Annotated in this window: 12 protein-coding genes; 7 read left to right on the top strand and 5 right to left on the bottom strand. The window is 66.1% G+C overall.

The features are described from left to right. The first annotated feature begins 8 nt into the window (after positions 1 to 8). From whiA to AC2JAJ_RS18330, 7 genes are all read left to right on the top strand, one after another. A complete protein-coding gene (whiA, locus tag AC2JAJ_RS18360; RefSeq protein ID WP_013600892.1) occupies positions 9 to 989 on the top strand; it encodes a DNA-binding protein WhiA in 981 nt (326 codons plus the stop codon). 99 nt (positions 990 to 1088) lie between these two features. Then, on the top strand, positions 1089 to 1715 hold the full coding sequence (locus AC2JAJ_RS18355) for a superoxide dismutase (RefSeq protein ID WP_221385644.1): 627 nt from the start codon (positions 1089 to 1091) through the stop codon (positions 1713 to 1715). 254 nt (positions 1716 to 1969) lie between these two features. Further along, on the top strand, positions 1970 to 2980 hold the full coding sequence (gap, locus tag AC2JAJ_RS18350) for a type I glyceraldehyde-3-phosphate dehydrogenase (RefSeq protein ID WP_221385643.1): 1011 nt from the start codon (positions 1970 to 1972) through the stop codon (positions 2978 to 2980). A gap of 10 nt (positions 2981 to 2990) precedes the next feature. After that, complete coding sequence (locus AC2JAJ_RS18345) at positions 2991 to 4217, top strand: phosphoglycerate kinase (RefSeq protein ID WP_486414943.1); 1227 nt, start codon at positions 2991 to 2993, stop codon at positions 4215 to 4217. A 103-nt stretch (positions 4218 to 4320) separates the two neighbouring features. After that, a complete protein-coding gene (gene tpiA / locus AC2JAJ_RS18340; RefSeq protein WP_486414944.1) occupies positions 4321 to 5136 on the top strand; it encodes a triose-phosphate isomerase in 816 nt (271 codons plus the stop codon). Positions 5137 to 5184: 48 nt separating this feature from the next. Further along, positions 5185 to 5439: a preprotein translocase subunit SecG gene (gene secG, locus AC2JAJ_RS18335; protein WP_142133911.1), complete on the top strand. Its 255-nt coding sequence runs from the start codon at positions 5185 to 5187 to the stop codon at positions 5437 to 5439. A gap of 139 nt (positions 5440 to 5578) precedes the next feature. Continuing rightward, entirely contained in the window at positions 5579 to 5974 is a 396-nt protein-coding gene (locus AC2JAJ_RS18330) for an RNA polymerase-binding protein RbpA (RefSeq protein ID WP_221385640.1), read from the top strand. Here the strand turns inward: AC2JAJ_RS18330 and pgl are convergent. From pgl to tal, 5 genes are read right to left on the bottom strand one after another with little or no spacing between them, the layout of a single operon-like run. Continuing rightward, the gene (pgl, locus tag AC2JAJ_RS18325; protein WP_473697571.1) at positions 5927 to 6697 is read right to left on the bottom strand and encodes a 6-phosphogluconolactonase; all 771 of its coding nucleotides are present in this window, start codon (positions 6695 to 6697) and stop codon (positions 5927 to 5929) included. The genes AC2JAJ_RS18330 and pgl overlap by 48 nt on opposite strands. 37 nt (positions 6698 to 6734) lie before the next feature. Then, positions 6735 to 7676, bottom strand: a complete 942-nt coding sequence (locus AC2JAJ_RS18320) for a glucose-6-phosphate dehydrogenase assembly protein OpcA (RefSeq protein ID WP_486414945.1) — start codon at positions 7674 to 7676, stop codon at positions 6735 to 6737. Then, positions 7673 to 9232 carry a glucose-6-phosphate dehydrogenase gene (gene zwf, locus AC2JAJ_RS18315; protein ID WP_221385637.1) on the bottom strand — a complete coding sequence of 520 codons (1560 nt, stop codon included), beginning with the start codon at positions 9230 to 9232 and terminating at the stop codon, positions 7673 to 7675. Before zwf ends, AC2JAJ_RS18320 begins: the two co-directional genes overlap by 4 nt. A 15-nt stretch (positions 9233 to 9247) precedes the next feature. Beyond that, complete coding sequence (locus AC2JAJ_RS18310) at positions 9248 to 10879, bottom strand: phosphoglucose isomerase-related protein (RefSeq protein WP_486414946.1); 1632 nt, start codon at positions 10877 to 10879, stop codon at positions 9248 to 9250. A gap of 6 nt (positions 10880 to 10885) precedes the next feature. Next, complete coding sequence (gene tal / locus AC2JAJ_RS18305) at positions 10886 to 12001, bottom strand: transaldolase (protein ID WP_221385635.1); 1116 nt, start codon at positions 11999 to 12001, stop codon at positions 10886 to 10888. Positions 12002 to 12026: the final 25 nt, after the last annotated feature.

Here is a 12026-nt window from a genome sequence, read left to right as displayed (position 1 = left end):
AAGGTGCCATGGCACTGACATCATCAGTCAAGGAAGAACTGTCCCGTCTGGACATCAAGAAGTCATCCGTGCGGAAGGCTGAAGTCTCCGCAATGCTCCGGTTTGCCGGGGGACTGCACATCATCTCGGGCCGGATCGTCATCGAAGCGGAAGTCGACCTCGCCTCCACCGCCCGCCGGCTGCGGGCGGCGATCGCCGAGGTGTACGGCCACCAGAGCGAGATCATCGTCGTCTCCGCCGGGGGACTGCGGCGTGCCAGCCGGTACGTGGTGCGCGTCGTCCGCGACGGCGAGGCTCTGGCCCGGCAGACCGGGCTCCTGGATGGCCGCGGCCGACCCGTGCGCGGCCTGCCGTCCGCCGTCGTCAATGGTTCCGCCGCCGACGCGGAGGCCGTCTGGCGCGGCGCATTCCTGGCCCATGGATCCCTGACGGAACCGGGCAGGTCCTCTTCCCTGGAGGTGACTTGCCCGGGGCCGGAGTCGGCGCTTGCCCTGGTGGGGGCCGCGCGCCGGCTGGACATCCAGGCCAAGGCGCGTGAAGTCCGGGGCGTGGACCGCGTAGTGATCCGCGACGGCGACACCATCGCGGCCCTCCTCACCCGCATGGGTGCCCACGATGCCCTCATGGTGTGGGAGGAGCGCCGCATGCGCAAAGAGGTCCGCGCCACCGCCAACAGGCTGGCAAACTTCGACGACGCCAACCTCCGCCGGTCCGCGCAGGCCGCCGTCGCCGCCGGTGCCCGCGTGGAGCGGGCCCTGGAAATCCTCGGCGACGACGTCCCGGACCACCTCAAATACGCCGGTGAGCTGCGGGTGGCGCACAAGCAGGCCAGCCTGGACGAACTGGGCCGGCTCGCCGACCCCGTCATGACCAAGGACGCGATCGCCGGCCGGATCCGGCGGCTGCTGGCCATGGCCGACAAACGCGCACTTGACCTGGGGATTCCCGGAACGGACGCCAATGTGACGCCCGAAATGCTGGACGAGTAGCAGGCCCATAGAATCAAAAAGATTCCGGGCGCCAGACGCCCGGATGCACAATCCGAGAGTTACCAACCGGACCGCGTGTCCACGATATTGGAGGATTTTGTGACTGAGTACGTATTGCCCGAACTCAAGTACGACTACGCCGCCCTCGAGCCGCACATCTCGGCGCGGATCATGGAGCTGCACCACAGCAAGCACCACGCTGCCTACGTTGCAGGCGCCAACAATGCGCTTGCCCAGCTTGCCGAAGCACGGGAAAAGGGCGATTTCGCCAACATCAACCGGCTCTCCAAGGACCTTGCGTTCCACACCGGCGGCCACGTCAACCACTCCGTCTTCTGGAACAACCTTTCCCCGGACGGCGGCGACAAGCCCGAAGGTGAACTCGCGGCCGCCATCGACGACGCCTTCGGTTCCTTCGATGCGTTCCGCGCCCAGTTCTCCGCAGCCGCCCTCGGCCTGCAGGGCTCCGGCTGGGGCTTCCTGGCCTACGAGCCCATCGGCGGGAACCTGGTCATCGAGCAGCTCTACGACCAGCAGGGCAACACGGCACTGGGCACCACCCCGCTGCTGATGCTGGACATGTGGGAGCACGCCTTCTACCTCGACTACGTCAACGTCAAGGCCGACTACGTCAAGGCGTTCTGGAACATCGTGAACTGGGCCGACGTCGCCAAGCGCTTCGAAGCCGCCCGCACCAGCGCCACGGGACTCATCACCCTCCCGTAGCCGCCGGCAGCACGGTGTAACAAACTTCACATTCGGACTTAAACGGGCCGGGATGTGGACCGTCCGCCCCCGCACTTGCGGGGGCGGACCCAGTTAAACGTAAGATAGGTCACGGAAGGCGGTTAGCCTTCAGCAATGAGGCTGGTCGCCCTCCGTGTTCATCATCTCTGCCCAATGGCGTGCGGGATCTGTTAGTTGGCTTGAACGCCCGCTCAACTAGTAGTGCTTTTGAAAGCACCAAGGAGACTGTAAAAGTGACGACCCGTATTGGTATCAACGGCTTTGGCCGCATTGGCCGCAACTACTTCCGCGCAGCGCTTGCCCAGGGCGCGGACCTGGAAATCGTTGCCGTCAATGACCTCACCAGCCCCGAGGCCCTGGCGCACCTGTTCAAGTACGACTCCGTAGGCGGCCGCCTGAAGGAAACCATCGAGGTCAAGGACGGCAACATCGTCGTCAACGGCAACGTCGTCAAGGTCCTGGCCGAGCGCGACCCCGCCAACCTGCCTTGGGGTGAGCTCGGCGTGGACATCGTCATTGAATCCACCGGCTTCTTCACCAAGGCGGCCGACGCGCAGAAGCACATCGATGCAGGCGCCAAGAAGGTCCTGATCTCCGCTCCCGCCTCGGACGAGGACATCACCATTGTCATGGGTGTCAACCACCACCTGTACGACAACGCCAAGCACAACATCATTTCCAACGCGTCCTGCACCACCAACTGCCTCGGCCCGCTGGCCAAGGTGGTCAACGATGAATTCGGCATCGAGCGCGGCCTGATGACCACCGTGCACGCCTACACCGCCGACCAGAACCTGCAGGACGGCCCGCACAAGGACCTGCGCCGTGCACGCGCCGCAGCCATCAACATGGTCCCCACCTCCACCGGTGCCGCCAAGGCCATCGGCCTGGTCCTGCCGGAGCTCAAGGGCAAGCTGGACGGCTATGCCATCCGCGTTCCCGTGCCCACCGGCTCCGCCACCGACCTCACCGTCACGGTCTCCCGCGAGACCACCGTGGAGGAAGTCAACGCCGCCCTCAAGCGTGCCGCCGAGTCCGAGGAACTGCAGGGCTTCCTGACCTACACGGAAGAGCCCATCGTCTCCTCCGATATCGTCGGTGACCCCGCCTCGTCCATCTTCGACGCCGGCCTGACCAAGGTCATCGGCAACCAGGTCAAGGTTGTTTCCTGGTATGACAACGAATGGGGCTACTCCAACCGCCTCGTCGACCTTACGGAGCTTGTGGCAGCCAAGCTGGGCTAGGGTTAGACACATGACACTTCACACCCTCAACGAACTCATCGCTGAAGGTGTCCGCGGGCGGTACATTCTGGTTCGTAGTGACCTGAATGTGCCGCTCGACGGCTCTACAGTCACTGACGACGGCCGCATCAAGGCCTCACTTCCAGTGCTGTCAAAGCTCACGGACGCCGGTGCCCGCGTGCTGGTAACAGCCCACCTCGGACGCCCCAAGGGCGCCCCCGAGGAAAAGTACTCCCTCAAGCCCGCCGTGGCCCGCCTTGCGGAACTCGCGGACTTCAAGGTCTCCCTGGCTGGGGACACGGTAGGCGGCTTCGCCAAGGAAGCTGCAGCCTCGCTGCAGGACGGCGAGGTGCTGGTCCTGGAAAACGTGCGCTTCGACGCCCGTGAGACCAGCAAGGACGACGCCGAACGCGGCGCCTTCGCTGACGAGCTGGTGGCCCTGACGGGCGGCAACGGAGCGTACGTGGATGACGCCTTCGGGGCCGTGCACCGCAAGCACGCCAGCGTTTACGACGTCGCCACCCGGCTGCCGTCCTACCTCGGCGACCTCGTGCACACCGAAGTGGAGGTGCTGCGCAAGCTCACCGCAGATACGCAGCGCCCCTACGTGGTGGTGCTCGGCGGTTCCAAGGTTTCGGACAAGCTCGCCGTCATCGACAACCTGCTGGGCAAGGCAGACACCATCCTGGTGGGTGGCGGCATGCTGTTCACCTTCCTCGCCGCGGCCGGCCACAAGGTGGCTTCCAGCCTGCTGGAAGAAGACCAGATCCCCGTGGTCCAGGACTACCTGAAGCGGGCAGCGCACGCCGGCACCGAATTCGTGGTGCCCACGGATGTTGTCGTGGCGGAGAAGTTCGCCGCCGACGCCGCCCATGAAACCGTCCCGGCGGACGCCATCGAAAGCAGCAGCTTCGGGGCCCAGGGCATCGGCCTGGACATCGGACCGGACTCGGCGGCCGCCTTCGCGGAGCGGATCAAGGGCGCACGCACGGTCTTCTGGAACGGTCCCATGGGCGTCTTCGAATTCGAGGCGTTCTCAGCCGGCACCCGTGCCATCGCGCAGGCCCTGACGGAGACCGATGCGTTTACCGTGGTGGGCGGCGGCGACTCCGCGGCGGCAGTCCGCACCCTGGGCTTCGCGGACGACCAGTTCGGCCACATTTCCACCGGCGGCGGCGCCAGCCTGGAATACCTCGAGGGCAAGGAACTGCCCGGGCTCAGCGTCCTGGACCGCTAGCCCCGCGGCCGCTGCACAAACGGACTTTGCAGTCCTCCGGCCGGCAGGTTGCCTGTGGCAGCCTGCCGGCCGAACACATATCAAGTACTTTTTTGGAGATTACGTGACAACGTCAACGAACGGCGCTTTTGACCGCAAGCCCTTCATCGCGGGCAACTGGAAGATGAACATGGACCACGTGCAGGGCATCACCCTCCTGCAGAAGCTGGCCTGGACCCTCTCCGATGCCAAGCACGACTACAGCCGGGTGGAGGTTGCCGTCTTCCCGCCGTTCACCGACCTGCGCGGTGTGCAGACGCTTGTCCAGGGCGACGACCTTCAGGTTGCCTACGGCGGCCAGGACCTGTCGCAGTTCGATTCCGGCGCCTACACGGGGGACATCTCCGGCCAGTTCCTGGCCAAGCTCGGGTGCAAGTACGTGCTGGTGGGCCACAGCGAACGCCGCACCATCCACAACGAGTCCGACGACGTCCTCAACGCCAAGGTCAAGGCCGCCTTCAAGCACGGGATAACCCCCGTCCTCTGCGTCGGTGAAGGACTGGAAATCCGCCAGGCCGGAACCCACGTGGAGCACACCCTCCAGCAGCTCCGCGCCGGCGTAGCGGGGCTGACCAACGAGCAGGCAGCCGAACTCGTGGTGGCCTACGAGCCTGTCTGGGCCATCGGCACCGGAGAGGTGGCCGGCCCCGGGGACGCACAGGAAATGTGCGCCGCCATCCGGGCGGACTTGCAGACCATCTTCGGAGCCGACGTGGCAGCCAAAACCCGCCTGCTCTACGGCGGTTCCGTTAAGGCGAACAACGCCGCCGCCATCCTGCAGGAACCCGACGTGGACGGTGTCCTGGTGGGTGGCGCCAGCCTCGATCCGGCCGAGTTTGCTAATATTGTCAGGTTCGAGAGCCACCTGGTCACGGACTAGTCCGGCACCAGCGCACACTCCAGCAATCCCAACTTCCGAAAGGCCGTCGTGGACGTTCTTCATGTCATCCTGCAGATCCTCCTGGGCATCACCAGCCTCCTGCTGACGCTGCTGATCCTCCTGCACAAGGGGCGCGGAGGTGGCCTGTCCGACATGTTCGGCGGCGGGATGAGCTCCGGGCTGAGCTCATCGGGTGTGGCTGAACGTAACCTGAACCGCTTCACCATCATCCTGGGGGTGACCTGGGGCGTGGTCATCATCGCGCTCGGCCTGATCATGCGCTTCAGTGGCGGCGACTCGTAAAACCCTTCGCGGATAGGGTCTTGCGGCACTGCTGCAGTCCCTCCCGGCCATCTAGACTGTGGCTGTCGGTTCACCCGGCAGCCACAGTTCTGTTTAAGCCGCGGACGTTCCAGCGTTCCGCTTCACGGCAGGAGTTGCAATGGTCCATCCAGCATCTGGCTTCCGGGGTACCCGTGCCGGCGTTACCGCAGGTTCCGGATCCAGCCTGCAGTCGAGCGATCCGAGCCCCCATCCGCTGCCGCGCATCCGGGTATCGTACTGGTGCGCGAAAGGCCATGAGACCCAGCCTGTCTTCCTGAAGATGCCGGAGGACCAGATTCCGCTGACATGGGACTGCCGGAGATGCGGTGGGATTGCCTCCCGGGACGGACAGGCAGCGGCTGCGGACGACCCGTTTGACGACGGTTACAAGAGCCACCTTGAGTACGTTAAAGAGCGGCGCTCCGGCCAGGACGCAGAAGACGTCCTGGCCGGAGCGCTGGAAAAGCTACGCGCCCGCGGCGTCCTTCCGGACGAGCTGCTGCGGGACACGTGAGGCCGCGTTCTCGTCGATCAGCCACAGGGTACGGGATGTGCCCCGGGGCCCCGCGGCAGGCACCTGGACAGGGTTCGCGCCCGCCAGAGCCAGCCCTACCGCACCGGCCTTGTCCTCGCCTGCCACCACCATCCATACCTCCGCTGCAGTGTTGATGGCCGGCAGGGTGAGGGAAACGCGCAGCGGCGGTGGCTTGGGCGAATTCCGCACGCCAACCACCGTCCGCTCCTTCTCGCGGATTCCGGCCTGCTCGGGGAAGAGCGACGCCACATGGGCGTCAGGACCGACACCGAGCAGCACCACATCCAGCCGGGGGAGGGACGAAGGCTCCTCTGGCCGGTCATCCGACATGTCGGCAGCGTGTTCGGCGGCGGCAGCATCACGCAGCTGCCGGGCATAGTCGTCCGCTGCCTCTTCCGGCGTGCCGAAGTCATCGGACGATCCCGGGGAGTGGACCCGGTCAGGGTCCACCGGGATGTGTGACAGCAGGGCATCGAACGCCTGCTTGGTGTTCCGGTCCGGGTCGGCCGACGCGACGAAACGCTCGTCCCCCCACCAGAAATTGACCTTCGACCAGTCGACGGCGGGCGCCGCCGGAGAGTCAGCAACAGCCTTCAGCGTGCCGATACCCACCGTTCCCCCGGTGAGCACCACGGTGGCTTCGCCGTACTTGTCCTGCACATCAACGAGCTTGGTGATCAGGCGCGCCGCGATGGCAGCCATGAGGACGGACGAATCAGGATGAATGCTTACTCTTGGGTCAACGCTCACTGGGTCGGACGCTCCTTAGATTGGTTCGTGGCAGTCCCATAGTAATCACTTCGCCAAACACTTCATCCGGGTCGAGCCGGCGCAGTTCCTCGGCGAGGCAGTCGCGGAGGCTGCGGCGCGGCAGGGAGATGCGCTGCGCCGGTTGGCCGGGTTGGGTGAGTTCGGCGATGGAGAGCCCGGGCCGCAAGAGCTGGATGTCACCGCCCGGGCGGGTGAGCCGGACGCGGCGTATGCCCGTCCCGGCCGGGTCCGCGACGATGGTGACAGGCGCGTCCAGGGTCAGCGTGAGCCAGGCGGCGAGGAGGATGGTGCTCGGCGAGTCCGACGCTCCTTCCACTGCGACCGCAGTGACCGGGGAGGAGTCGGCTTCGTCCAGTGCGGCCGCGAGCTGGATGCGCCAGTTGGTTAGGCGTGTCCAGGCGAGGTCGGTATCACCGGCCTTGTAGGTCCGGTGGATGCGCTCGAGGGCTGCCTGGGGGTCGGGTTCATTCGCGGAGTCGGTGATCCGGCGGTGCGCGATCGCGCCGATGGAAGTCTCGCAGGCGTTCTGCGGGGCGCCGTGCGGCCACCAGGCCACGATGGGTGCGTCCGGGAGCAGCAACGCAGCGACGAGGGATTCGGATTCGTGCGCGAGTTGGCCGTAGCCGCGCAGCACGATCACCTCCGACGCGCCGGCGTCCCCGCCGACCCGGATCTGGGCGTCGAGCCGGTCCGCGTGGTCCTTCCCGGCATCGGCGAGGACGATGATCCGGCAGGGGTGTTCACGGGAGGCGTCGTTCGCGGCCTCGATCGCTTCTTCCTCCAGCCCCGACTTCGTGACCACGACCAGGGTCAGGACCCGGCCCAGGGCGATCACGCCGCCCTGCTCGCGCAGGGCCATCAGTTCCTTGGAGACCTTCGAGGTGGTGGTATCGGGCAGGTTAACGATCATGGCCTTCTCCAGGTTCGTCCGTCACGGGCCAGCAGCTCATCAGCAGAGGAGGGTCCCCAGGAGCCGGGGGCATAGGGTTCAGGCTGCTCACCCAGGGAGGCCCAGTATTCCTCGAACGGGTCAAGGATCTTCCAGGACAGCTCCACTTCCTCATGGCGGGGGAACAGCGGCGGCTCACCGAGCAGCACATCCAGGATCAGCCGTTCGTAGGCTTCCGGGCTGGATTCGGTGAACGAGTGCCCGTACCCGAAGTCCATCGTCACATCGCGGACTTCCATCTGGGTACCGGGAACCTTGGACCCGAACCGGATCGTCACGCCCTCATCGGGCTGGACCCGGATCACCACCGCGTTCTGCCCGAAATCATCCTCCCCGTGGTCACGGAAGAGCAGGTTGGGGGCGCGCTTGAACACCACCGCGATCTCCGTCACGCGGCGGCCCAACCGCTTCCCGGCGCGCAGGTAGAACGGCACCCCGGACCAACGCCGGGTGTGAATGTCCACCCGAATTGCCGCGTAGGTCTCCGTGGTCGAATCGGCAGGGATGCCTTCTTCTTCCAGGTAGCCCTGGACCTGTTCCCCACCCTGCCAGCCGCCGGTGAACTGCCCCCGTGCCGAATGCGTCGACAAATCGTCCGGGAGCTTGACCGCGGCGAGGACCTTTTCCTTCTCCGCGCGCAGGTCATCGGCGTTGAACGAGATCGGTTCCTCCATCGCCGTCAGCGCCAGCAGCTGCAGCAGGTGGTTCTGGATGACATCCCGCGCCGCACCCACGCCGTCGTAATACCCGGCGCGGCCGCCGGTGCCGATGTCCTCGGCCATCGTGATCTGGACGTGGTCCACGTAGTTCGCGTTCCACAACGGCTCGAACAGCTGGTTCGCGAACCGCAGCGCCAGGATGTTCTGCACCGTCTCCTTGCCCAGGTAATGGTCAATCCGGAACACGGCATCCGGCGGGAACACCGACTCGACAATGTCGTTCAGCTTCCGCGCCGACTCCAGGTCATGGCCGAAGGGTTTCTCGATCACCACCCGCCGCCACTTGTCCCCCTCAGCCTGCGCCAGGCCGTGCTTGGACAACTGCCGGCAGACCTGCTCGAAGGCCTTGGGCGGGATCGACAAATAAAACGCGTGGTTCCCCCGGGTGCCCCGGACATCGTCGAGTTCCTTGATGGTCTCGCCCAGGCGCTCAAACGCCGCGTCGTCGTCGAACTCGCCCTGGACAAACCGGATGCCCTCCGAGAGCTGGTTCCACACCGCCTCATCAAACGGCGTCCGCGCATGCGCCTGCACCGAGTCCTTCACCTGGGCGGCGAAATCGGCGTCACTCCACGCACGCCGGCCAAACCCCACCAGCGCGAAACTCGGCGGCAACAACCCACGATTCGCAAGGTCATAAACAGCCGGCATCAACTTCTTCCGGGCCAAGTCACCCGTCACCCCAAAAAGGACCAACGACGACGGACCGGCAATCCGGTTCAAACGGCGGTCACGCGGATCGCGCAGCGGATTACGCCCGCGGCCCGCGCCCTTCCTGCCGTATTCAGTTTCTGGCATGGTTGCTTCTGCGCCTTAGCTTTCGGTTGCGGATGCGCGGGCGGACAGGGCAGCGACGATGTCCTGCAGCTGCGCCACGCCGGCGGCACGGTCGGTGAGGTGGAGGCGCAGCACGGGACGGCCGTGCTCTGCCAGGACCTGGGCGTCCCCTGCCGCCTGGGCGGTGATGAGCTCACCGAAGGTGAAGGGACGGTCAGGGATGGCAAGGTCTTCCGTGGGCGCGGCAGTGACCTGGAGGAACACTCCGATGGCGGGGCCGCCCTTGTGGAACTGGCCGGTGGAGTGCAGGAAGCGCGGTCCCCAGCCGAAGGTCACCGGACGGCCGGTTGCTGCGGCCAGCTCATCGCGGACGCCTTCGAGTTGAGCGAACGCCAGCCGGTCGAAGTAGGCCTGGACGCTGAGGTAGCTGTCCGGCTGAAGGGTGTCCAGCAGGGCACGGACTGCTTCTTCGGCCGTTGCGGCAGCGCCAAGCCACTCGCCGCCGCGGACCTCGATGGCGCCGTCGACGAAGGCGGCCGGAGTAGGCTCGGGCTGCGCGTCAAGGAGTCCGCGGGCCGCCACCTTGGCAGCTTCGACGTCCGGCTGGTCGAACGGGTTGATGCCCAGCAGGCGTCCGGCCACTGCGGTGGCGAACTCCCACACCATCATCTGCGCCGCGAGGCCACCGGCGATGGCAACCTCGTTGGCACCGAGTTCGACGTCGGCGTCGGCGCCGACCAGGCGCACCACCAGGACGTCGTCGGCGCCGGTCTTCGCCTCGGGCGATGAGGGACCGGCCACGACCGGGAGGACACCGGTGCCCAGCTTGCCGGTGGATTCGGCGATAAGCTGTTCCGCCCAGTCGGCGAAGCCCACGATGCCGGAGCCGTCTTCAGCGATGACGATCTTGTTGCGCAACGGCTTGGTTCCGCCCAGCGCGGTACCCAGGGCCAGGCCGATGTTCTCCGGTGCGTCCTCGTTGAGGACTTCGGCTGCTTCCTCGGCCTCGTCCAGGAAGGCCTGGATGTCCACGCCGGCCAGGCCGGACGGCACCAGGCCGAAAGCGGTCAGGGCGGAGAAGCGGCCACCGACGTTGGGGTCGGCGTTGAAGACGGCGCGGTAGCCGGCCTCGCGGGAAGCCTTGTCCAGGGGGGAGCCGGGGTCGGTGACGATGATGATCCGGCTGTTTGCGTCGATGCCGGCGTCGTTGAACGCCTTTTCGAAGGCCCGGCGCTGGGAGTCGGTCTCAACGGTGGACCCGGACTTGGACGAAACCACAATGGCGGTTTCGGCCAGGCGCTCCGCCAGGGCAGCACGGACCTGGTCCGGGTCCGTGCTGTCCAGCACAGTCAGCTCGACGCCGGCGGTGCCTGCGATGACCTCCGGGGCCAGCGAGGACCCGCCCATGCCGCAAAGCACGATGCGGGTAACCCCTTCGGCCCGGAGGGCGTCGCGGAGTTCCAGGATTTCCTTGACCAGAGGCTGGGAGACGGTGGCCGCCTCGACCCAGCCGAGGCGGATGGCCGACTCGGACTCCGCGTCGGGGCCCCACAAGGTGTGGTCCTTCGCGAAGATCCGGGTGGCGATCCGGTCCTCAACCAGGGCGGGGAGGTGCTGTTCCAGTGCCTGCTGTGCGGCACCGGTGGCTTCGTAGCTGAGTGTGCTCATGGGTGGTTAGGAGGCCTTCCGTGCAGCGGCGAGTGCGCCTTCGACGTCGGCCAGCAGTTCCTTCCAGCTGGCCACGAACTTGTCCAGGCCCTCGGATTCGAGGATGGCAACGACGTCGTTGTAGGAGACGCCGAGCTTCTCCAGTGCGTCGAGGGTGGCGTTGGCTTCCGCGTAGGTGCCGGTGACGGTGTCACCGGTAACCACACCGTGGTCGAAGGTGGCGTCGAGGGTCTTCTCCGGCATGGTGTTCACGACGCCGGGGGCCACCAGTTCGGTCACGTAAAGCGTGTCCGGGTAGGCGGGGTCCTTCACGCCGGTCGATGCCCACAGGGGGCGCTGGGGGAGTGCGCCGGCGTCGGCCAGCAGGGCCCAGCGCTCGGTGGCGAAGAGCTCCTCGTAGACCTGGTAGGCGAGGCGGGCGTTGGCCAGCCCGGCCTTGCCCTTGAGGGCCTTGGCTTCGTCGGTGCCAATCGCATCGAGGCGCTTGTCGATTTCGGTGTCCACGCGGGAGACGAAGAACGAGGCCACGGAGTGGATCTTCGAGAGGTCGTGGCCGTTTTCCTTGGCCTGTTCCAGGCCCGACTGGAAGGCGTTGATGACGGCACGGTAACGCTCGAGGGAGAAGATCAGGGTCACGTTGACGCTGATGCCCTCGGCGAGGGTGGCCGTGATCGCTTCGAGGCCTTCGAGCGTTGCCGGGATCTTAATGTGGACGTTGTCCTTGTTGACCTTCTTGTACAGGTGCTTCGCCTCGGCGATGGTACCTGCCGTGTCCCAGGCCAGGCGCGGGTCTACTTCGATCGACACGCGGCCGTCGACGCCCTTGGTGGCTGCGGCGACGGGGGCGAACAGGTCGCAGGCGTCGGCGACGTCGGTGGTGGTGATTTCGAAGATGGTGTCCTCGACGCTGGCGCCGGCTGCGGCCTGGGCTGCGATGGTGGCGTCGTAGTCGGTGCCGGTGGTGATCGCGGCGTGGAAGATGGACGGGTTGGTGGTCACGCCGACCACGTTCTTCTCCTCGATGAGCTTGCGGAGGGTGCCGGTTTCCAGGCGTCCGCGGGAAAGGTCATCGAGCCAGATGGAAACTCCGGCGTCGGAGAGCTGCTGGGTGGGGGTAGTCATGGTGTTGATCTCCTAGAAGTTTAGG

Source organism: Arthrobacter sp. MOO21 (genome assembly GCF_057369995.2).
Note: the sequence above shows the minus strand (reverse complement) of the source record. Positions and strands in the feature narration are given on the sequence as shown.

Coding starts and splice junctions, on each gene's coding strand:
- whiA (WP_013600892.1), top strand. CDS start 9: ATGGCACTGACATCATCAGTCAAGGAAGAACTGTCCCGTCTGGACATC.
- AC2JAJ_RS18345 (WP_486414943.1), top strand. CDS start 2,991: ATGACACTTCACACCCTCAACGAACTCATCGCTGAAGGTGTCCGCGGG.
- AC2JAJ_RS18330 (WP_221385640.1), top strand. CDS start 5,579: ATGGTCCATCCAGCATCTGGCTTCCGGGGTACCCGTGCCGGCGTTACC.
- pgl (WP_473697571.1), bottom strand. CDS start 6,697: ATGGCTGCCATCGCGGCGCGCCTGATCACCAAGCTCGTTGATGTGCAG.
- AC2JAJ_RS18320 (WP_486414945.1), bottom strand. CDS start 7,676: ATGATCGTTAACCTGCCCGATACCACCACCTCGAAGGTCTCCAAGGAA.
- zwf (WP_221385637.1), bottom strand. CDS start 9,232: ATGCCAGAAACTGAATACGGCAGGAAGGGCGCGGGCCGCGGGCGTAAT.
- AC2JAJ_RS18310 (WP_486414946.1), bottom strand. CDS start 10,879: ATGAGCACACTCAGCTACGAAGCCACCGGTGCCGCACAGCAGGCACTG.
- tal (WP_221385635.1), bottom strand. CDS start 12,001: ATGACTACCCCCACCCAGCAGCTCTCCGACGCCGGAGTTTCCATCTGG.